A 21003-nucleotide genomic window follows, 5' to 3' on the forward strand; every position below is an offset into this window, starting at 1 on the left:
CGCTCAGAGGACGCTGCCGTTGCTGACCAAGGTCTGCACGTCGGTCGTGGCCAGCGTGACGCCGCTCAGGTAGATCTGCTGCAGCACGTGGCCCGGCCCGTCACCGTCCACGTCGATGACGATCAGTGCGCCGGACGTGCCCGCGTCCGCGCCCGCCACGCCGGCGGGTGCCGCCGCGTTGTTGAAGACCTTGATCCATGCCGAGAGGTCGTCGGCCGGTCCTGCGCGGCCCTCCAGCATCGGCAGCAGGGACAGCCGATCCTTGTTGCCGTCACTGGCGCCGAAGTCCCGGATCACGTCGATGGCGCCGGTGGTGCCCGCGTCGCCGCGGTGCCAGGCGAAGAGGTCGTTGTCCGTTCCCGCGGCCGTCGAACCGCCGCGGCCGTACAGGATGTCGTTGCCACGACCGCCGGTGATCAGGTCGTCCCCGTTGCCGGCCATGATGGCGTCGTCGCCGGCACCGCCATCGATGGTGTCGTTGCCGACACCCATGCGTTGAGTGAACAGGCGGTTTTCGCCGTTGCTGCCGCCGGGGCCGTCCAGGAAGGCGGCGCGCGCACCGGCGATGGCACTGTCCGCCGAGCCGGTGTTGTCGTACTGGTGCAGCGCGGCGTTCTGGGCGCCGTCGAACTCGGCGGTGTACTGGGTGCTGCCTCCTCCAACGCTGGCGCCGCCGCCGCCGGTGATGAAACTGCCCCGGGTGGTACCGGCGCCGCCGCCCAGTGCCACGCCGAGCGTGTTGGGTTGACCGTTGACGGCCGAGCCCTCCTGGGTTCCGCCGTCGCCGGCGCCAACGCCGCCGAGACCACCGACACCGGCGGTGTAGTAGCTTCGGCCATTGCCGCCGCCACCGCCGCCGCCATACCCGCCGGCGCCCGCGGTACTGGTGGTATCGCTGCCGGAGAAACCGTCCCCGAAGAGGACGTCGTTGCCGTCACCTCCGGAGATCACATCGTTCGCGCCGCCCGCTTGACCGCCGTGTTGCGGGAATCCCGCGTATTGAGACGCTCCCGCGCCACCGCCCGAACCATCGCCGAAGATCAGATCGCCCTGGCTGGTGCCGAGCAACTGGTCCGCCTGCGCGGAGCCGGCTTGTGCGGTGAAGGTCGGATCGGTGTTGTTGTTGGATCCCGCGTGGCCGTAGCCGGACCCGTCGCCATAGGCAACGATCCCGCCGCCGTCGTGGAGGATGCCGAAGTTGAGCGAGCCGCTCGCCGTGTCGGTCGTCGCGCCGGGCTTGGACACGTCGAAGCCCGCTGAGGCGAAGACACCGCCGGATTGCAGCGACGCGTTGTCCTGGCTGTAGGCGATGCCGACATGACCGTCCATCACCTGCTGCAAGGAGACGCTGCCACCGCTGGCCAGCGTGACGCCGTCGACGCTGAGGGTGACGTTGGTCGTCTGCCCGAAGGTGATCAGCACCTCCGCGGGCGCAGGGTCGGACAGGCCCAGGTGCTCGGCCGTCAGGCGCTCGGTCCCCAACGGCGTGTTGGGCAGCAGGCTGTCGTTCCCATCGGTGTTGGCCAGCGCACGCCCATCGAGCTCGAGGGTCCGGGCCGCCACGAAGGTCGGCAGCGAATGATTGACCGTCAGCGTGTACGCCGTGGCCACGCTCACGTTGCCAGCAGGATCGTGGGCGGTGATGCCCAGTGCGTGCACGCCTTCGTGCAGCGAGACCTGGGCGTCCGTCGTGGAACCCGTCAGCGCGCCGGTGGCCAGCAGCTCGCCCGCGTCCATCACGCCGTTGCCGTTCCTGTCGTCGAAGAGGTCGAAGCGGGCGCCGGCGGCCCCCGTGATCTCCAGCGCGACCGATTCCAGCGTGGTCACCTGGTCGCCAGCCGTCCCCGTGTCGCTGCCGACCGCGAGCTGCACGGTGGGCGCCGCGGGCGCCTGCTGATCCAGCGTGATGGCGAGGTCAGCCCCGGCGGCGCTCTTTCGCCCGAGCGAGTCCACGGTGTAGGCGTGGAGGTGGTTGACCCCGTCGACGAGCTGCACGGCCCCGCTGCCGTGCGCATCACGCGCGGACAGGACGATCGAGCCCGAGGACTCGCCGACATCCTCCTTGCCGTTCTGGTTGAAGTCGTTGAAGAGCTTCACCGTCGTGCCCGCCGTGCCGTCCACCTGGATGGACACGGTGCGCTGGTTGGTGAGGAGGTCGCTGCTGCTGTCGCCGGTATCGTCCGCCGCCGTGAGGCCCAGCGTGGGGGCGATCGGAGCGGACGCCGCGACCGAGAGGGTCTGGATCGCCGACACGCTGCGGTTGCCCGCGACGTCGGTCGCCAGGACGCGCAGCTCGTAGCTGCCGTCGGCCAGCGCGACGGCGCTGGCGATCTCGTCACGAGCGCCGATCTGCAGGTGATCGGCGATCAGCGTCCGCTCGCCCGCGTCGATCTGGCCGTTGCTGTTCAGATCCTCGAAGACGCTCACGCGGCTGCCCTTGTCGGCGGTGATCTCGAACAGCGGTGTCGCCGACGTCGATACCGGCACGCCATTCAGGGTCGTGCTGTCGGGCCCGCCCAGTTCCGGCTTGCCCACGGCCGGCGCGGTCCGGTCGATGACGACCGTCCGCGGCGCGGAGACGTTGCCGGACAAGCCGTTGATGTCCTGCTGATAGGCCCGCAGCGCATGGCTCCCCTCCGCGAGGCTGAAGACCAGGGCGGCCTGGGCGTTCCCGTCCTGCACGGGCGCCGACGCCAGCAGCTCGCCGTCGTCCTGCCTGCCATTGCCGTTCAGGTCGTCGAACAGGTAGACCGTGTTGCCCGCATCGCCGGTCACCTGCGCATGGAGTGTCGAGCGGCTGGTGATCAGGTCGTCGGCGCGGTCGCCGGTGTCGTCCGCCGGCGCCAGCGTCCATGACGACGTGGCGATCGGCTTGCTGAGGATGCCGATGGTCTGGATGTCGGAGACGCTTCGATTGCCCGCGGCATCGGTCGTGATGACGCGCAGGTCGTGGCGGCCTCCGCTCAGGCTGATGTCGCTGTCGACCTCGTCCTGGCCGCCGAGCTGCGTGTGTTCGGCCAGGGTCTGTTCGTCCGCGCCCTGCGCGCCGTCGCCGTTCAGGTCCTCGAAGACGAGCACGCGGGCGCCTTTCTCCGCGGTGAGCTCGAAGGTCGGCATCGCGTTCAGCGACACCGGCAGGCCGTTGACGGTCAACTGCTCCGAGCCGCCCAAGGCCAGCGTCGCCTGAGCGGGGGCGGTCTTGTCGACCACCACGACCTGCGGCGTCGACAGGTCGCTGGTGAAGCCGTTGTCGTCCTGCTGATAGGCCATCAGCACGTGGCGACCCTCGGCCAGGCTCGCCGGCAGCGACACCGGCGTTCCTGCCTGAGCGGACGCCGGTCCCTGCCCGATCAGTTCGCCGTCATCCAACTGGCCGTTGCCGTTGAGATCGTCGAACACGAACACGGTGTTGCCTGGCTCGCCGCTGACCTGCAGATGCAGCAGGGACTTGCTCGTGATGCCGTCCGAATCCTTGGCGCCGCTGTCTTCCTGCGGCAGCAGGCCGACCCGGGGCGCCGGCGGCGGCGTGGTCGCCACGCCGATGGTCTGGAGGTCCGAGACGCTGCGATTGCCCGCGGCATCGGTGCTGAGGATGCGCAGCGGATGCATGCCGTCGCCCAGCGCGACGGCGCTCTCGACGGTGTCCATGGATCCGGTCTGGAGGTGGGTGAGCAGCGTCGGCTCATCGTCGTTCTGCACGCCGTCGCCGTTGCGATCCTCGAAGACGGACACCTGGCTGCCCTTTTCCGCCGTGATCGAGAAGCTCGGATGCGCCACCAGCGAGAACGGCGTGCCGCCGCGCGTGACCTGGTCCGGGCCGGTCAGCAGCAGCTTGGCGCCGACAGGGGCGCTGTTGTCGACGACCACGGTGAACGGCGCGGAACTGGCACCCGTCAGGCCGTCGGCATCCTGCTGATAAGCCAGCAGATCGTGTCGCCCTTCCTTCAGGGTGACCGTCAGCGTCGCCTCCCTGGTGCCGGGCGGGATCAACGCTTCACCCAGGGCCTCGCCGTCGTCCGGCTTGCCGTTGCCGTTCAGGTCCTCGAACAGATGGACGGTGTTGCCCACGCTGCCCGAGAGGGAGACATGGAGGAGCGAGGACTGGGTGATGCCGTCGTCCGATCGGAGCCCCGTGTCGTCGGCCGCGTCCAAGCGCACGCCGACCCCGGGGAGGAGGGTGCCTACCGCGATGGGATGGGGCTGATCCGCGACGGGAAGCGCGATGCCGACCGCATTGCCGGCGGCATCCACCAGCTTGTCGAGATCATCCGCAGTCACGCCGATGACGCTGATCGTGCCCGAAGCCGCATAGTCGGTCGGCTGCACGTCGTACTCGAACACCAGCCGGCCGTCGGCCGTCGTGGCCGTGTAGGCAGCCTGGACCGTGTGGCCGCCGAGGTCGAGACCCAGGGTCGGCGAACCGACGACGAGCGTCGATTCATCCGTCGACAGCGTGACACGCAGCTTGTCGCCGGACACCAGCTTGCCGGTCTTGTCATCGCCATGGCTGTCGATGCCGGTCAGCGTGACGCTCCGCATCACCGGCGCGATCGTGTCGCCGCTCGCGCCGAGGGCCTTGTTCAACGCGACACGCAGGTCGTCCGTGCGACTCGTCCCGGGCAGGGCGTTGAACGCCTGGGCCAACTGCGCGGACAGCGGGGGCTGGTCCGGTGCGCCGGCCTTCCACTGGTAGTCCGTTCCCGAGGTGTCGATCAGGCCCAGCAGTCGCGACATCGCGGCATCGGCGCCGCCATCGGTCGACGCGGCACCGGACAACAGCGCCAGCACGCGTCCGTAGTCGTTCGAATGGCCGCTGACGCTGCCGTCCTGAAGGATCACGGGGCTGGCGGTGCTGGCCGTGATGTCGGAATCGCCCAGGCCGAGCAGTCGCGACAGGGCCGTGTTGGCGTGCGTCACGGCGGCGCTGTCGGCCGGGAGCTTGCCATCGGTCGGCGCCAGCACCCGCACCGCGAGCTCGGTGACGGCGGTGACGTTGACCTGCAACTGGGTGTCGTTCCCGCGCACCGCCGCGGCCCTCAGCGGCGCGGCCAGGTCCTTGCCGGCGTGCGTGGCCACGTCCACGTAATCGACGTTGCCGCCCGTGCTGAAGACCGTCACCAGCAGGGGACCGGCGTAGGCGCCGTTCAGGCCGTTGATCTGGTAGCGCCCGTTCGCATCCACCGTGGACGCGCCGAGCACGCGACCGCTGGTGTCGCGGACTTCGACGCGCAAGTCGTTGCTCGGCAGCACCGGCCCCGCCGTGATCGTCCCGAAGACCGAGAACGGATCAGCTGTTGCGCCGGCCGGCGACGACGCGGCCGAGGCCATCGACGCGGTCGAGGTCGAGCTTCCGCCATGACCTTTCGACGACCCCATGGCCACGGCGAGCAGCGCGCCGCCAGCGGCGACGATGCTGGCCAAGGGCCCCCAATGCTCGGAGAAGCTTTTCGGTTCCGGTGCGGACAGGGCGCTGAGCTTGCCGCCGAGCGGGTCGGCCGTCCCCGTGGCCTCCGCGACCGGCGACGGCCCGCCGTTGAGCCAGACCGCGGCATCGTCGGGCGGCGGCGTGCTGACGGCCACCGACGCCAGATCGCCGATCTCCATCCGGCCGGCCTGGCGCAGCAAGGCGCTGCCGGCGACCTCGGTGTCGTCGAACTGGAGGGTGAACTCGGGATCCATCATGGCGCGGATCGCGCCGTCGGGGACCACGGCCGTCTTGCCGGACTTCAGGACGATCACCAGGTCGGTGTCCATCAGCCGGATGTTGTGGATGTCGGCGAGCGAAGCCTGGACCTTGATGACGGTCTTCTTGCCGGGGGCGGCAGCGGGAGTGAGGGAAGTGTTAGCCATTGCGCGGCTCCATGGAGAGTGGGGATCAGCCGGCGTTCGAGGCCAGCGCGACATCCGGTGCGGGGTTCACGGGGGGAAGGACGTTCGTGTCGACGGCAGCCGCGAGCCGATCGGCCTGATCGAGCTGCAGGGCGAGCACCGAGCGCAGCCGCCCGGCCACGTCCTCGAAGGCCAGCCGGCATTCCTGCAGGGCGTGCCGCAGGTCGACGCCGGCCTGCGCGTCCTGCGCGGTGGACTGCGTCATCAGGGCGTGCATCCCGGCGGTCGTCTCGGCGACGCGCTCGACGGTCCGCGTCTGATCGCGCAGCGATTGCAGCAGGGCCTGGGAGGTGCTGACTTCCTGCGCGCGCAGCCGGGCCAGTTGCTCATTCATCTGCGACCAGGCGTCCAGCCACAGCTGCGGATGGCGCAGCCCGGCCAGGGCGGCGACCTGCTCGTCGAGCTTGCGGGTCAGCGACAGCAGGGCCGACACGAAGCGTTCGGACGCCAGGTCCCGGTCGTCCCGATGGTCCCCATGGTCCCGGTCATCCGAACGGCGGACGCGGGCCGGCTTGGCCAGGGCGATGCCGTTGAAGGCATCGAACATCGCGTCATGGACCGTGGCGTTGACACGCAGCCGGACGTTGTTCACCGCCACCAGCGTGAGACCGAGGATGAGCGAGCCCAGCAGGCCGTACAGGGAAGCGATGAACGCGGTGCCCATGCTCTTCATGGGGGCCTGGAGCTTGAGCAGCATGCCGCTGAAGAGGGTGGCGGGATCGCCGCCGGAAGCGGCGCTCATGCCGGAGAAGAGGGCCGCCAGGTCCTGCAGCGCGCCCAGCAGGCCGATGAAGGTGCCGACCAGGCCCAGGCCCACGAGTGCCCCGGCGATGAAGCCCGGCAGGGACAGCCGCTCCGCATAGGCGAGTTCGGCAGCCTGGAGCCGGCGCTCCAGTTCCTGCCGGTTCACCTCCTTGGGGTGAAGCGCGTGTTCCGCCACGAGCGCATACGCATCGCGGTACGGCGACCGGGGCGCCGTGAAGCCCAGGCGCGACGCGAACTGCTCCGGAGCCGCGTCGCGCCACGCGCGGGCCGTCTGCGCTTCCCGGGTCAACTGGTGCAGGACCAGCCAGGCGAGCGCGACGGCGGCGGTCAGGGCCCCCAGGATGATGTAGACCAGGGCCGGGTGGGGCGTGTTCCGGATCGAGCGGAGGATGTCGTCGCCGAACCACAGAGCGCCGCCGCCGGCCACGAGGGTGAATGGCCATGCCGCGCGAAGCCAGTCGCCGGCGGTCATCAGTTTGAATCGAGTATTCATGGCTGTTGCCTGTTCAGGAATTTCTGGAAGGGATATGGAATATTGATACCTGTGGTCCCGGGGTATGTGATCCGGTTTTCTGGGGCTCGTGGGTGATTGGCGCCGGGCCGGTGTTTTGAGCTGGCGGTTTCAAGCGGCTCCCTCGGGACGAGGAGGCTCAAGCGGCTCGAATGCACAAGAAAATTCCCGATGGACATTCCGAAGACGAATTGTTCAGCTCGAAATTCGTATTTGAATGACACGAGTTGGCGCCAAAACTTGGGAGTGCGCAGCTATGGGCTGGTCAACCAGCAATATTGGGTGGGAAGTTGCCGCTCATGATTTGTCGGATGACAACCCGGCGGCTGCGGCGGACGCGGGGGCGTATTTGCCGGCCGCCTGATTTTTGCGGTCGCGGATCACCTAAGATTCCCGCGTTTCTTCATCCGAACGAAGGGTGCTGCGATGCCGGTGATCCTGGTGGCCAATCCCAAGGGTGGGGTGGGTAAGAGCACGCTCGCGAGCAATATCGCGGGGTATCTGGCCCATCGTGGCCGTGCGGTGATGCTGGGCGACATCGATCGCCAGCAGTCTTCCGCGCGCTGGCTGGCGCAGCGTCCCGCCCAGGTGCCGGCGGTCCGGGGCTGGGAGCTCGCCTCGACCGAGCAGTTGCGAGCTCCCAAGGGCGTCTCGCACGCGGTGCTCGACACCCCCGCCGGCCTGCACGGCAAGAAGCTGGCGCAGGCGCTCAAGGTGGCGGACCGCGTCGTCGTGCCGCTGCAGCCCAGCCTCTTTGACATCCAGGCGACATACGACTTCGTGCGCGAACTGCAAGATGCGTCCCAGGATCGCGGCAAGCCCGGCGACAAGTCCAACGGCGGGCCCGACATCGGCCTGGTGGCGATGCGGGTGCGCGAGGGGACGCTGTCGCAGCAGCAGTTGCACCAGTTCATCGGGCAGCTCGGGCTGCCGCTGCTGGCCGAGCTGCGCGACACCCAGAACTACGTGCAACTGGCCGCTCGCGGCCTGACGCTCTGGGACATCGCCCCCGGCCGGGTGGCCCGCGATCTGGAACAGTGGCAACGACTCTGCGCCTGGCTGGAGCGGCCGGTGAAGGAAGGCAAGGCCTGACCCCTTGCCTGCCATTCCCGGGACCTGCCGGCGCTGAAGTTTTCAGAACGACAGGAGACCGGGATGCGGATGTTCGAGAAGCTGGAAGACCTGGCGCCCCTGGTGGGGCAGGAAATCGGCGTGTCCGACTGGATCGCGGCGGACCAGCCGCGGATCCAGGCCTTCGCCGACGCGACCGAGGACCAGCAGTGGATCCACACCGACCCGGCGCGCGCCGCGGAGGGTCCTTTCGGTACCACCATCGCGCATGGCTTCCTGACGCTCAGCCTGCTGCCGCGCTTTTACGAGACCGCCTTCCGCGTGAGGGAGGTCCGCATGGGCATCAACTACGGACTGGACCGCGTGCGTTTCCCGGCACCGGTGCCGGTCGGCAGCCGGCTGCGGGGGCGCTTCGTGCTCAAGCGCCTGGAGCCGGTCGACGGAGGGGTGCAGATGATGGTCGAGGTGACCGTCGAGCGCGAGGCCGGCGGGAAGCCGGTCTGCATCGCGGAATCGCTGACGCGCCAGTACCGCTGATCTGCCTCTCCGACGAGTCTCCGACAGGTCTCCGACGACTCGCCGATGACTCGCCGATGACGCCCAGATCGGCGGGCGATGACCGCCCGTCGGTGGCATTTCCATCATTTCAGACGCTGGATTTTTCCGCCGTCACACTCGACGGACGGCCTTCACACGTCGATACCGCGATGTGCGAATACAAAAATGTCAGTTTGCCAATAGAACTTTCTACTGTTTCAGATGCCACCGTAAGGGGGAGTGCCTGCCTGGAGGCGCCCGCCTATGATCGCGCCCTGATTCGAAAGTTATTCGGTGCGGCCGGTGGGGAGTCTCCCCTCGTCGAAGTCCGACCATCCAAGGAGAGACACCCGTGAGGGTTTTGCTGATCGACGACCACCCGCTGATCCTGGCCGCGCTCCAGACTGTGATTCAAGGCCTGGGAGAAGATGTGCAGGTGCTGGGCGCCGACAGTGCGGCTCAGGCGCGCGACACGCTGAAGTCGCGCCAGGACTTCGACCTGGTGCTGCTGGACCTGAACCTGGGCGACGCCAGCGGATTCGACGTGCTGGAAGAGTTCCGCGCGCAATACCCGTCGCTGCCGGTGGTGGTGATTTCCGCCTCCGACCGCGCCAGCGACGTGATCCGCGCGATCGACCAGGGCGCGATGGGGTTCATCCCCAAACGCACCAGCAACGACGTGCTGGCGCAGGCGCTGAAGCTGGTGATGTCGGGCGGGATCTACGTGCCGCCGATGTCGCTGGGCTCGGACGTGGCGCCGGAACCGGAGCCCGTCGCCATCGCCGACGCCACGTCGGGGAACGCCAAGCTGCATCAGGTCCAGGCGCTGGCCAGCCAGGCCGGCTACCAGACCACGGCCGGGCTGGAGAGCCTGCAGCTGACGCCGCGCCAGACCGATGTGCTGGCGCTGCTGCTGCAAGGCAAGCCGAACAAGATCATCGCGCGCGAACTGGGCGTGTCGGTCGAGACGATCAAGGACCACGTCGCCGCGGTGTTGAAGGCGCTGGGGGTCAGCTCGCGCACGCAGGCCGTGCTGGCGGTGGGGCAGATGGTCCAGCGACAGCCGAACGCCGCGTTCACCACCTTCCGCTGAGACCGGTTCAGACGTCCCCGCGACGCTCGCCGAAGCAACAACGCCGGGCTTGACCCGGCGTTTTCCATGGCTGACGGCCATCGCTGGCGAAGGTCGCCGGCCGTCAGCTCGGGGAGTAGGCCAGCCGCACGTAGATCGGCGCGAAGGCTTCCGCCTGCGTGATCTCGACGAGGCGCTCGCGCGCCAGCTCAAGCATCGCGATGAAGGACACGACGAGCACCTGCGGGCCCTTGTCCAGGTCGAACAGGTCTTCGAACTCCACGAAGCGCTCGCCCTGGAGCCGGCGCAGCAGGTGCGACATGTACTCGCGCACCGACAGCTGTTCGCGCGAGATCTTGTGGTGCTGGTTGAGCCTGGCGCGACGCATCAGGTCCGCCCAGGCCGCGCGCAGGTCGTCGACGTGCACGTCCGGCAGCCGCGGCGCCAGCGACTGCTCGATGTGGATCTGTGCCCGCAGGAAGTCGCGGCCCAGCACCGGCATCTGATCCAGCCGCAGCGCCGCCTGCTTCATCTGCTCGTACTCGAGCAGCCGGCGGACCAGCTCCGCGCGCGGATCCTCGACCTCGCCGCCGTCCTCGGACTTCTTGGGCGGCAGCAGCATCCGCGACTTGATCTCGATCAGCATCGCCGCCATCAGCAGGTACTCGCTGGCCAGCTCGAGGTTGTGCTTGCGCAGTTGCTCGACGTAGCTGAGGTATTGCCGCGTGACCTCGGCCAGTGGAATGTCGAGGATGTTGAAGTTCTGCTTGCGGATCAGGTACAGCAGCAGGTCCAGCGGCCCCTGGAACGCCTCCAGGAAGACCTCCAGCGCGTCCGGCGGGATGTAGAGGTCCTGCGGCATGGCGAACAGCGGTTCGCCGTACAGCCGCGCGACGGCGACATGGTCGACCGTTTCAGGCGTGGAAGCGTCGCCGCCCTGATCCGCCGGGGGATCCGGCAGCGTCAGGGCGGTGTCACGGTGGTCGTCTGCGTTGCTCACGCGGGGAACGACGGGCGGGCCGGACGGGGCGGGGAGGCCGCGGTCCCGCTTATTCGGACTTGGTCTGGTAGACGTAGGGCTGCTGCGACACGCGCGCGTCGTTGTAGCCGGCTTGCGCCTGGCGGTCCTGCTCGCGGTCCCACAGCAGGGCGCGGCCGGCGCGCTGTTCGGCTTCCAGCGTCGGCTTCTGGGCCTTCAGTCCGTTGATGAACTGTGTGACTTCGGATTCGTACTTCTTCCAGAACAGCGGCATGGCGAATTCTCGTGTGTGAACAGTGAATCTTAAGGTATTGACCAGGCAGAGTCCGAGGCGCCGGCTCCGCCGGGCCTTCGGGCTCGCCCCCTTGAGGGGGCCGGCGTCAGCCGGCAGGGGGTGGGCTTATCGCACGCGCATGCCCGGCTGCGCGCCCGGGAAGGGTTCGAGCACGAAGATGCCGGGACTGGCTTTTTCATCCGCGTGGCTGGCGGCCAGCACCATGCCTTCGGACACGCCGAACTTCATCTTGCGCGGCGCCAGGTTGGCGACCATCACGGTCAGCTTGCCCTCGAGCTGCTCCGGCTGATACGCACTGCGGATGCCGCTGAACACGTTGCGCAGGCGGCCTTCGCCGACATCCAGCGTCAGGCGCAGCAGCTTGTCCGAGCCGTCGACCAGCTCGGCCTTCACGATCCTGGCGATGCGCAGGTCGACCTTGGCGAAGTCGTCGATCTTGATCTCGGGCGCGAGGTCCTCGCCGCCGGGCACGACCTTGGGCGGCGCGGGCGGCTCGAACAGCGCCTCCAGCAGCTTCGGGTCGACGCGCTGCATCAGATGCTCATAACCGCCGATCTTGTGCGCGCCCAGCGCGCGATCGGCGTCGACGAAGGTCATCGGCGCGACCTGCAGGAAAGCCTCGACCTTGGCGACCAGCGCCGGCAGCACCGGCTTCAGGTAGATCGACAGCAGGCGGAAGGCCTCAATGCAGACCGTGCAGACGTCCTGCAGGACCTGGTCCTTGCCTTCGAGCTTGGCGAGGTCCCAGGGCTTGTTCTGATCCACGTACTCGTTGACGCGGTCGGCCAGCAGCATGATCTCGCGCAGCGCCTTGCCGAACTCGCGGGTCTCGTACAGCTCGACGATCGTCGCCTTGTGCGCGCGCAGGCTGTCCAGCAGCGCGCGGCCCTCGACGCCGACATCCGCCGACAGCTGGCCGCCGAAACGCTTGGACAGGAAACCCGCCGCGCGGCTGGCGATGTTGATGTACTTGCCGACCAGGTCCGAGTTGACGCGGGCGACGAAGTCCTCGGGGTTGAAGTCGACGTCCTCGACCCGGCTGTTGAGCTTGGCGGCCAGGTAGTAGCGCAGCCACTCCGGGTTCATGCCCAGCGACAGGTACTTCAGCGGATCCAGGCCGGTGCCGCGGCTCTTGGACATCTTCTCGCCGCCGTTGACGGTCAGGAAGCCGTGCACGAACACGTGGTTCGGCGTCTTGCGGCCGCTGAAGTGCAGCATCGCCGGCCAGAACAGCGTGTGGAAGTAGGTGATGTCCTTGCCGATGAAGTGAATCTGCTCGGTGGACTCGTCCTTGATGAAGGCGTCGAAGTCGCGGCCGATCTTGCCGAAGTAGTTCTTCAGCGAGGCCAGGTAGCCGATCGGCGCGTCCAGCCAGACGTAGAAGTACTTGCCCGGCGCATCCGGGATCTCGATGCCGAAGTAGGGCGCGTCGCGGCTGATGTCCCAATCGCCCAGGCCGCCCTTGCCGTCCTCGTCCTTGGCGAACCATTCCTTGATCTTGTTGAGCACTTCCGGCTGCAGCCGGCCGGGCGCCTGCGTCCACTGCTCGAGGAAGTCGACGCAGCGCGGATCGGACAGCTTGAAGAAGTAGTGCTCGGAGCTCTTCATCACCGGCGTCGCGCCGGTCAGCACGGAGAACGGGTTCTTCAGCTCCGTCGGCGTGTAGACCGCGCCGCAGACCTCGCACGAGTCACCGTACTGGTCCTTCGCGCCGCACTTCGGGCACTCGCCCTTGATGAAGCGGTCGGGCAGGAACATCGACTTCTGCGGGTCGAAGAACTGCTCGATCGTCTTGACGGCGATCAGCTCGTTGGCGCGCAGCGACTTGTAGATCTCCTTGGACAGCTCGTGGTTCTCCGCGCCGTCGGTGGAGTGCCAGTTGTCGAAGCTGATGTGGAAGCCGTCCAGATATTGCTTGCGCCCCGACGCGATGTCGGTGACGAACTGCTGCGGGCTTTTGCCGGCCTTCTCCGCCGCGATCATGATCGGCGCGCCGTGCGCGTCGTCGGCGCAGACGAAGTGCACCTCGCTGCCCTGCATCCGCTGGAAGCGCACCCAGATGTCGGCCTGGGTGTACTCCATGATGTGGCCAATGTGGAAATTCGCATTGGCGTACGGGAGGGCGGTGGTGACGAAGATCTTGCGTGTCATGGCGCGATGGGGCCTGCTTTGGGGCTGCGGTTCTCCTCCCCACGCCCGGACCCTGGATGGGCCGTGCGGTCGCGCGAGGGGGAACCGGCCATTTTAGGCGCCGGATGGCGGAGATGGGCGCGCCGCGTAGCGCTGGGCGAGCCACGAGCACAGGATCAGCTGCAGCTGGTGATAGAACATGATCGGCAGGACGATCACGCCGACCGCCGGATGCGCGCCGAACAGCAGCTTGGCCATCGGCACGCCCGAGGCCAGCGTCTTCTTCGAGCCGCAGAACACCGCGGCGATCTCGTCCTCGACCGGCAGCCCCATCGCGCGGGCCGCGAGGCGGCTCAGCACGATGACGACCGCCAGGAACAGCGCCGCGCCGAGGGCGGCCTTGACCAGCAGTTCCGCGCCGTGGTCGCGCCACAGGCCCGAGGCCACCGAGTCGCTGAACGCCGACAGCACCAGCAGGATGATCACCCAGCGGTCGATCAGCGTGATCCGCGACTTGTGGCGCGTGTAGAAGCCCAGCAGCACCGGACGCAGCAACTGGCCGGCGACCAGCGGCAGCAGCAGCAGCTGGGTCAGTTTCCAGACCGCCTCGCCGAAGGGCAGCGTCGCGCCGCTGGTACCGGCCATCAGCGCCACCAGCAGCGGCGTCAGCACGATGCCGAGCAGGCTGGAGACGCTGGCGTTGAAGATCGCGGCCGGCACGTTGCCCCTGGCCAGCACCGTCATCGCGACGGACGACGAGATCGTCGACGGCAGCGCGCAGAGGTAGGCGAAGCCGAGGGCCAGGTCTTGCGGCAGCCAGCGGCCGAAGAGGGCGCTGAATCCCCACCACAGCAGCGGGAAGAGGGCATAGGTGCTGAGCTGCACCAGCACGTGGACCTTCCACTTGAGGGCGCCGTCGCGCAGCGCCGCGGCGGACAGGCCCAGCCCGGTCAGGAAGAACACCAGCGCCACGCCCCAGTTGCTGACCACCTCCAGCCGCAGCCACCCGCCGCTGCGGCCCAGCTCCGGCCAGAAGCTGGCCAGCGCCACCGCGCCGACCAGCGCCAGCAGAAACCACTCCTTGCGGAGCCAGGACCGGATGCCCATCGCGAACCTTTCGCCAGCGCGCGGCCGGCACGTCACCACCATCGGGGAGCAGGAGACCTGACGGAGGCCAAGCGTGGCCCGAGCAGGAAGAAAGGCAGGGACTCTATCGGGACCGTGACTTGCTCGCCTGTCATTGGCCTTGCCGTCCCCCGATTTGACCGCTTGCTGAAACGCTGGTCGCCCCGGATGTCGGATTCGTGACGCGGCCTGGTGCATTCGTGACGGCATTCGCCCAGCGGGGCGCGGCCGTCATCGGCAGATCTGACCGGATTTGTAACGGTACGGGGGCCTGTCGCAGCGCCCGGACACCCCTCGGCACCCCGTCGAAGGGGTGTCCGACCTCGTCCTGCGGTTCAAGCAAGCGCGCTAAATGCTTGATTTCAAAGACCGCCGAAAGCTATCCACCGAGACTGTGGATAACTGTGTGGGAAACCTGCCGGGGACTGCTCTAAACCCTTGATCGACGGACTCTCGAGGTTCCGTGCCTCATTTCCGGGCAAGCGAAATCGCGCTATATGAATCAATGACTTGGCGGCGTCCCGGGAAAACGAGCAGCTGCGACGCAGCAGCGGGCTCCGCCGGACCCGTGGAGCGGCTCAATGGGGATAAGTCAAGCCCCGCATCCTCGATTTTTGGGTTGACAACCCTCCGATGACGCCGGAAGAGGCGACCGGCGGAACCGGCCGTCGTCCCTCCGAACGGACGATCTATCCCCCGCCCCTGTGGACAAGCATGTGTGTCACCTGGCGATGACGCTTGCAAGTGCTTGTCACGACCGGTATTCCGGTGGTTTGCTCGAAAATGAGGCGGCCCGTGGCCGGTTCGTGACGACGCGGGGACGGAACATGACAAGCCTGCGATGGGGCACTGATGGGTTTCAGCACCGCGCGGGCGGGCAGGCCCCTAAAGGGAGGACCTCGCCGCACCGCTAAAATCCGCGACTTTGCAAACGCATTCCTCATTTCTTTCATGACGCAGGCAGTGGCGGGCAATTCATCGGGGCGGTCGGCCGCCGGCAAGTCCCCGGAACTTTTTGAACTGAAGAGCGCCTCGCTGAGCCTGCTCGCCCTCGTCCTGAAGACGGCCGATCCGGCCGCGCTCGACGCGGAACTCCAGGCCAAGCTGGGCGAGACGCCCGACGCGTTCCACCACGACCCGCTGCTGCTCGACCTGAGCCAGCTGCCGGCGGTGGCGGACGCCGCCGAGGCGACGGAGCAGCGCGCGGAGCCGTTGCCCGCGATCGACGGGCAGGGGCAACTGAGCCTGGAGGCCGAGAGGCCGGCCGGCACGGCCAACGCGGCCAGCGAGGCCGCCGAACCCGTCGCCCGCGTGGACATCGCCGCGCTGCTGCCGCTGCTGCGCCGTCACCGCCTGCAGCCGGTGGGCGTGGTCGGCGCGAACGCCGCGGAACTGGCGCAGGCGGCCCGACTGGGCCTGGCCGAGGCGCCCGACCTGCCGGTGCGCGCCGAACGCGAGCCCCGTGAGCCTCGTGTCGAGAAGGTCGTCCAGCAGGTGATCAAGGAAGTCGTCGTCGAGCGCCCGGTGGAAGTGCCGGTGCCGACCGAGTCCAAGACCGTCTACGTCGACAAGCCGCTGCGCTCCGGCCAGCAGGTCTACGCCAAGGGTGCCGACCTGGTCGTGCTGGCGGCGGTGAACCACGGCGCCGAGGTGATCGCCGACGGCAGCATCCACGTCTACGCGCCGCTGCGCGGCAAGGCGATCGCGGGGGCGCGCGGCAACACCGACGCGCGGATCTTCGCGCAGCAGCTCGAGGCCGAGCTGATCGCCATCGCCGGCATCTATCGCACCAGCGAGAACCCGCTGCCGGACAACGTCCGCGGCAAGGCCGCGCAGGTCCGCCTGGACGGCGAGAAGCTGTTGATGGAGCCGCTGGGCGCCTGAGCCCGCGGACCATCCCCCACCAGACACTCTGAAAAAAGGACCTCGACCCATGACCAAGATCGTTGTGGTGACTTCCGGCAAGGGCGGCGTCGGCAAGACCACCACCAGTGCCAGCTTTGCCACCGGCCTCGCGATGCGCGGCTACAAGACCGCGGTGATCGACTTCGACGTCGGCCTGCGCAACCTCGACCTGATCATGGGCTGCGAGCGCCGCGTCGTGTACGACCTGATCAACGTCATCAACGACGAGATCAAGCTCAGCCAGGCGCTGATCAAGGACAAGCAGCTGGACAAGCTCTTCATCCTGGCCGCCTCGCAGACGCGCGACAAGGACGCGCTCAAGCAGGAAGGCGTCGAGCGCGTGCTGGAGGAGCTCAAGGCGATGGAGTTCGACTTCATCGTCTGCGACTCGCCGGCCGGCATCGAGACCGGCGCGCTGATGGCCATGCACTACGCCGACGAGGCGCTGGTCGTGACCAACCCCGAGGTCTCCTCGGTGCGCGACAGCGACCGCATCCTGGGCATGCTCAACAGCAAGACCAAACGCGCGATCGAAGGCAAGGAGCCCGTCAAGGAGCACCTGCTGATCACGCGCTACAACCCCAACCGGGTCGAAGGCGGGCAGATGCTCTCGCTCGAGGACATCCACGAGATCCTGCGCACGCCGCTGATCGGCGTGATCCCGGAAAGCGAAGTGGTGCTGCAGGCCTCCAACCAGGGTCTGCCGGCGATCCACATGAAGGGAACGGATGTTGCCGAGGCCTACGCCGATGTCATCGCCCGCTTCCTGGGCGAGGACAAGCCGATGCGTTTCGTCGAGGCCGTGAAGCCGGGCTTCTTCAAGCGTCTGTTCAGTCGCTGACACCCAAGGGAGAGACCATGGGATTCATGTCCTTCTTCCTGGGCGAAAAGAAAAGCACCGCCAGCGTCGCCAAGGAGCGCCTGCAGCTGATCCTCGCCCATGAACGCAACGGTCGCGGCGCAAGCCCCGACTACCTGCCGCAACTGCAGCGCGAGCTGCTCGCGGTCATCTCGAAGTACGTCTCCATCAACCCGGACGACATCAAGGTCCACATGGAACGCCAGGACGACCTCGAAGTCCTCGAGGTCAAGATCGAGCTGCCGGAAGGCCGCAAGCTCTGACCCTCACAGCCTGAAGACAGCGACCGCCTGATTCAATTGGGCGGCCTGCTGCTTCAGGCTCTCGGCCGCGGCGGCCGATTCCTCGACGAGCGCGGCGTTCTGCTGCGTGACCTGATCCAGCTGCGTGATGGCGTCGCCGACCTGGTCGATGCCCTGGCTCTGTTCGGCGCTCGCGTTGCTGATCTCCGCGATCAGGACCGAGACCTGCTGCACCTGGTCGACGATCTGGCCCATCGTCTCGCCCGCCGAACCCGCGATGCGCGTGCCGGCCTCGACCTTGGTGCCGCTGTCGCTGATCAAGGTCTTGATCTCCTTGGCAGCCGCCGCGCTGCGCTGCGCCAGCGCGCGCACCTCGCTGGCCACGACCGCGAAGCCGCGTCCCTGCTCGCCGGCGCGCGCCGCCTCGACGGCTGCGTTCAGCGCGAGGATGTTGGTCTGGAACGCGATGCCGTCGATGGTGCCGATGATGTCGGTGATGCGACGCGAGCTCTCGTCGATCTGACGCATCACCGCCACCACCTGCTGCACCGCCTGGCCGCCTTCGGCCGCGACGGTCGACGCACTCTGCGCCAGTTGCGTCGCCGTGCGCGCGGTCTCGGCGTTCTGCTTGACCGTCGCGGTGAGCTCTTCCATCGACGCGGCGGTCTGCTCGAGGTTCGCCGCCTGCTCCTCGGTCCGCTGCGACAGGTCGGCGTTGCCGCTGGCGATCTCGCCGGTGCCCGTCGCGATCGAGTCGCTGCTCATCCGCACCTGACCCACGATGCGGGTGAGGCTCTCGTTCATCCGCTGCAGCGCGCCCAGCAACTGTCCCGTCTCGTCGCGGCTGTCGACGCGGATCTGCGAGCGCAGATCGCCGGCCGCGACGGCCTCGGCGACCTTCACCGCCTGCGCCATCGGCGTCACGATCGCGCGGCTCAGCAGCCACGCGGTGAACAGGCCCACCGCCGCGATCACGACGGCGCCCAATCCCGCTTGCCAGCGCAGCGCCGTGCGCGCGTCGGCCGCGGCCTGTCGCGCCTCCTCCGCATGGCCTTCCTGCATCGCGACGAACTGTCCGATCGCGTCGAGGTAGACCTTCACCGACGGCACGTACTCGTTCTGCACGATGCGGCTGGTGGCGCTCCAGTCGCCGGACGCGCCGGCCTCGCGCGCCTTCTTGCTGGCCGCGAGCAGCGTCTGCCCCAGCCCGACGATCTCCTTGAGCTTGGCCTGGTCCTCCGGCCGCTTGGCCTCCGCGGAGATCCGCTCGCGCAGCTTGGCCACCTCCGGCGCGTCGTTGGCGATGTTGGCCTTGAAGAGTTCGCCCACCGCCGGGTCCGAACTGATCGCGCTGGCCATGCTGCGCGCCACCGCCGTCTGCGTCATGCCGTGCCACTGGACGGACTTGCGGATGATGTCCTGCGCATCGTGGATCGCCGCGGTGGACTCGCTGGTGATGCGATCGCTGCGCCAGAGCGTGAACATGCCCACCACGAGCATCGCCACGATCAAGAGCACGATCGCGCCGTTGAGCTTGCTGGTCAGGGGAAGGTCGTTGAGCCGCATCGTTGTCTCCTGGAGGTTCTGGTTTTTCGATGAGAGGACCTGGACGCACCGATTCTGAGCATCGCTTCGTGACGCTGCCAAGAGTGATTGCGCCCGTCGCGGTCCCGTGTAATCCCCTATGCCGGAAACGCCGCCGCGTCACTAGGGTGACGCGAGGCGCCCGGGGCGGTCGATAGACTGACTCGAACAGCCGAAATCAAGGCGCCCGTGCGCTCCCGGATCGCGTCCCGCGCGGCCCGGCAGCCGAGAGGCACCGGCCACAATATCCAGGAGACGACATGGCACTGATGGGCCAGATGATGTCGATGCCCTTGCTGATCTCATCGTTGATCCAGCATGCGGCGCGCCATGCCGGGGATACCGAGATCGTCAGCAAGCGGGTCGAGGGCGACCTGCATCGCACCACCTGGGGCGCGGTGGAGTTCCGCGCCCGGCAGCTCGCGCAGGCGTTCGCGCGGCTCGGGCTCCAGCCCGGCGAGCGCGTCGGCACGCTGGCCTGGAACGGCCACCGCCACCTCGAGATCTACTACGGCACGTCCGGCTCCGGACTCGTGTGCCACACGATCAACCCGCGCCTGTTCCCCGAGCAGATCGCCTGGATCTCCGGCGACGCCGACGACCGCGCGCTGTGCTTCGACCTGACCTTCCTGCCGCTGGTCGAGAAGATCGCGCCGCAGCTCGGCCAGGTGCGCCACTTCATCCTGATGAGCGACCGCGCCCACATGCCGGCCGAGTCCTCGATCCCGAACCTGCGCTGCTACGAGGAACTCGTCGACGCCGAGGACGGGCACTACGTCTGGCCCGAGTTCGACGAGAACACCGCCTCCAGCATCTGCTACACGAGCGGCACGACCGGTCATCCGAAGGGCGCCGTCTACAGCCACCGCAGCTCGGTCCTGCATGCCTACGGCGCGGCGTTGCCGGATGCGATGGCCGCTTCGCGGCGCGACGTGATCCTGCCGGTGGTGCCGATGTTCCACGTCAACGCGTGGGGGCTGCCCTACAGCACCGCGCTGGTCGGCTGCAAGCTGGTGCTGCCCGGGCCGCACCTGGACGGCAAGTCGCTCTATGAGCTCTTCGAGACCGAGAAGGTCACCTTCAGCGCCGGCGTGCCCACCGTGTGGCTGGGGCTGCTGAACTACGTCGGCGCCAACGGCCTGAAGTTCTCGACCTTCAAGCGCACGGTGATCGGCGGCTCCGCCTGTCCGCCGGCGATGCTGCGCACGCTGATGGACGACTACGGCGTCGACGTGATCCACGCCTGGGGCATGACCGAGATGTCGCCGCTGGGCACGCTGTCGCGGCTCAGCAGCCGCCAGCTGGAACTGCCCCAGGAACAGCAGCGCCGCCTGCTCGAGAAGCAGGGCAAGGCGATCTACGGCGTGGACATGGCCGTCGTGGACGACGGCGGCCGCGCGCTGCCGTGGGATGGCAAGAGCTCGGGCAACCTGGTCGTGCGCGGCCCGTGGGTCATCGACAGCTACTTCGGTCATGAGGGCTCGCCGCTGATCCGCGTCACCGGCGAGGACGGCCGCGACGCCGGCCTGTGGTTCCCCACCGGCGACGTCGCCGCGATCGACGCGGACGGCTTCATGCAGATCACCGACCGCAGCAAGGACGTGATCAAGTCCGGCGGCGAATGGATCAGCTCGATCGACGTCGAGAACATCGCGATGGCCCATCCCGCCGTGCACGAGGCCGCCGTCATCGCCGTCGCGCATCCGAAGTGGGACGAGCGGCCGCTGCTCGTCGTCGTGCGCAAGCCCACCGACGCGGGCGCGGCGCTCACGCGCGAGGATGTGATCGGCTTCTACGAGGGCAAGATCGCCAAGTGGCAGGTGCCCGACGACGTCGTCTTCGTCGACGAGATCCCGCACACCGCCACCGGCAAGATGCTCAAGCTCAAGCTGCGCGAGCAGTTCAAGGGCCACAAGCTGCCGGGCTGCTGAGCCCCCGCCTTCCCGCGACCCCGCGCGTCATCGGGATCCCTGCGATTTCCTTGCTGTTCAGCGTCCTACATCAACAACATCTCCGGAGACAGACATGAACCAGACCCG

14 protein-coding genes are annotated in these 21003 nt (G+C 67.9%); 7 read left to right on the forward strand and 7 right to left on the reverse strand.

What is annotated here, in order from left to right; translation table 11 throughout:
* Window positions 1-3 precede the first annotated feature (3 nt).
* Both AC07PR_RS12615 and AC07PR_RS12620 read right to left on the reverse strand, forming a co-directional pair.
* A complete protein-coding gene (locus AC07PR_RS12615) occupies window positions 4-5850 on the reverse strand; it encodes an Ig-like domain-containing protein (RefSeq protein WP_495135503.1) in 5847 nt (1948 codons plus the stop codon).
* 25 nt (window positions 5851-5875) lie between these two features.
* Entirely contained in the window at window positions 5876-7147 is a 1272-nt protein-coding gene (locus AC07PR_RS12620) for a hypothetical protein (RefSeq protein WP_495135504.1), read from the reverse strand.
* Between the two features lie 444 nt (window positions 7148-7591).
* Here AC07PR_RS12620 and AC07PR_RS12625 point away from each other — a divergent pair, with 444 nt between their 5' ends.
* From AC07PR_RS12625 to AC07PR_RS12635, 3 genes are all read left to right on the forward strand, one after another.
* Window positions 7592-8257 carry a ParA family protein gene (locus tag AC07PR_RS12625; protein WP_495135505.1) on the forward strand — a complete coding sequence of 222 codons (666 nt, stop codon included), beginning with the start codon at window positions 7592-7594 and terminating at the stop codon, window positions 8255-8257.
* 63 nt (window positions 8258-8320) lie between these two features.
* Window positions 8321-8773 (forward strand): MaoC family dehydratase, encoded by a 453-nt coding sequence (locus AC07PR_RS12630; RefSeq protein ID WP_377161443.1) that lies wholly within the window; start codon window positions 8321-8323, stop codon window positions 8771-8773.
* 352 nt (window positions 8774-9125) lie between these two features.
* On the forward strand, window positions 9126-9866 hold the full coding sequence (locus AC07PR_RS12635; protein WP_377161445.1) for a response regulator: 741 nt from the start codon (window positions 9126-9128) through the stop codon (window positions 9864-9866).
* Between the two features lie 103 nt (window positions 9867-9969).
* Here the strand turns inward: AC07PR_RS12635 and AC07PR_RS12640 are convergent, their stop codons facing one another.
* From AC07PR_RS12640 to AC07PR_RS12655, 4 genes are all read right to left on the reverse strand, one after another.
* The gene (locus AC07PR_RS12640; protein ID WP_495135506.1) at window positions 9970-10845 is read right to left on the reverse strand and encodes a segregation and condensation protein A; all 876 of its coding nucleotides are present in this window, start codon (window positions 10843-10845) and stop codon (window positions 9970-9972) included.
* Window positions 10846-10894: 49 nt separating this feature from the next.
* Complete coding sequence (locus AC07PR_RS12645) at window positions 10895-11098, reverse strand: DUF3460 family protein (RefSeq protein ID WP_377161449.1); 204 nt, start codon at window positions 11096-11098, stop codon at window positions 10895-10897.
* 126 nt (window positions 11099-11224) lie between these two features.
* The gene (gene metG / locus AC07PR_RS12650; RefSeq protein WP_495135507.1) at window positions 11225-13270 is read right to left on the reverse strand and encodes a methionine--tRNA ligase; all 2046 of its coding nucleotides are present in this window, start codon (window positions 13268-13270) and stop codon (window positions 11225-11227) included.
* A gap of 93 nt (window positions 13271-13363) precedes the next feature.
* Window positions 13364-14356: a bile acid:sodium symporter family protein gene (locus AC07PR_RS12655; RefSeq protein ID WP_377161453.1), complete on the reverse strand. Its 993-nt coding sequence runs from the start codon at window positions 14354-14356 to the stop codon at window positions 13364-13366.
* 969 nt (window positions 14357-15325) lie between these two features.
* On the opposite strand from AC07PR_RS12655, the gene minC reads away from it, so the two are divergent.
* From minC to minE, 3 genes are read left to right on the forward strand one after another with little or no spacing between them, the layout of a single operon-like run.
* Complete coding sequence (gene minC, locus AC07PR_RS12660; RefSeq protein ID WP_495135508.1) at window positions 15326-16258, forward strand: septum site-determining protein MinC; 933 nt, start codon at window positions 15326-15328, stop codon at window positions 16256-16258.
* 49 nt (window positions 16259-16307) lie between these two features.
* Window positions 16308-17120 carry a septum site-determining protein MinD gene (minD, locus tag AC07PR_RS12665; RefSeq protein WP_297526444.1) on the forward strand — a complete coding sequence of 271 codons (813 nt, stop codon included), beginning with the start codon at window positions 16308-16310 and terminating at the stop codon, window positions 17118-17120.
* Window positions 17121-17137: 17 nt separating this feature from the next.
* Window positions 17138-17401 carry a cell division topological specificity factor MinE gene (gene minE / locus AC07PR_RS12670; RefSeq protein WP_088403459.1) on the forward strand — a complete coding sequence of 88 codons (264 nt, stop codon included), beginning with the start codon at window positions 17138-17140 and terminating at the stop codon, window positions 17399-17401.
* A 3-nt stretch (window positions 17402-17404) separates the two neighbouring features.
* Here minE and AC07PR_RS12675 read toward each other — a convergent pair whose 3' ends face one another.
* Window positions 17405-18946, reverse strand: a complete 1542-nt coding sequence (locus AC07PR_RS12675; protein WP_377161458.1) for a methyl-accepting chemotaxis protein — start codon at window positions 18944-18946, stop codon at window positions 17405-17407.
* Window positions 18947-19224: 278 nt separating this feature from the next.
* Here AC07PR_RS12675 and AC07PR_RS12680 point away from each other — a divergent pair, with 278 nt between their 5' ends.
* Window positions 19225-20895: a 3-(methylthio)propionyl-CoA ligase gene (locus tag AC07PR_RS12680; RefSeq protein WP_495135509.1), complete on the forward strand. Its 1671-nt coding sequence runs from the start codon at window positions 19225-19227 to the stop codon at window positions 20893-20895.
* The last annotated feature ends 108 nt before the right edge of the window (window positions 20896-21003 follow it).

It is taken from the genome of Roseateles sp. GW821-FHT09H11 (genome assembly GCF_059415845.1).

What these genes read in the sequence shown, in the direction of transcription:
- AC07PR_RS12680 (WP_495135509.1), top strand. Translation starts at nt 19,225, where the DNA reads ATGGCACTGATGGGCCAGATGATGTCGATGCCCTTGCTGATCTCATCG.
- metG (WP_495135507.1), bottom strand. Translation starts at nt 13,270, where the DNA reads ATGACACGCAAGATCTTCGTCACCACCGCCCTCCCGTACGCCAATGCG.
- minE (WP_088403459.1), top strand. Translation starts at nt 17,138, where the DNA reads ATGGGATTCATGTCCTTCTTCCTGGGCGAAAAGAAAAGCACCGCCAGC.
- AC07PR_RS12645 (WP_377161449.1), bottom strand. Translation starts at nt 11,098, where the DNA reads ATGCCGCTGTTCTGGAAGAAGTACGAATCCGAAGTCACACAGTTCATC.
- minD (WP_297526444.1), top strand. Translation starts at nt 16,308, where the DNA reads ATGACCAAGATCGTTGTGGTGACTTCCGGCAAGGGCGGCGTCGGCAAG.
- AC07PR_RS12625 (WP_495135505.1), top strand. Translation starts at nt 7,592, where the DNA reads ATGCCGGTGATCCTGGTGGCCAATCCCAAGGGTGGGGTGGGTAAGAGC.
- minC (WP_495135508.1), top strand. Translation starts at nt 15,326, where the DNA reads ATGACGCAGGCAGTGGCGGGCAATTCATCGGGGCGGTCGGCCGCCGGC.
- AC07PR_RS12615 (WP_495135503.1), bottom strand. Translation starts at nt 5,850, where the DNA reads ATGGCTAACACTTCCCTCACTCCCGCTGCCGCCCCCGGCAAGAAGACC.
- AC07PR_RS12630 (WP_377161443.1), top strand. Translation starts at nt 8,321, where the DNA reads ATGCGGATGTTCGAGAAGCTGGAAGACCTGGCGCCCCTGGTGGGGCAG.
- AC07PR_RS12675 (WP_377161458.1), bottom strand. Translation starts at nt 18,946, where the DNA reads ATGCGGCTCAACGACCTTCCCCTGACCAGCAAGCTCAACGGCGCGATC.
- AC07PR_RS12620 (WP_495135504.1), bottom strand. Translation starts at nt 7,147, where the DNA reads ATGAATACTCGATTCAAACTGATGACCGCCGGCGACTGGCTTCGCGCG.
- AC07PR_RS12655 (WP_377161453.1), bottom strand. Translation starts at nt 14,356, where the DNA reads ATGGGCATCCGGTCCTGGCTCCGCAAGGAGTGGTTTCTGCTGGCGCTG.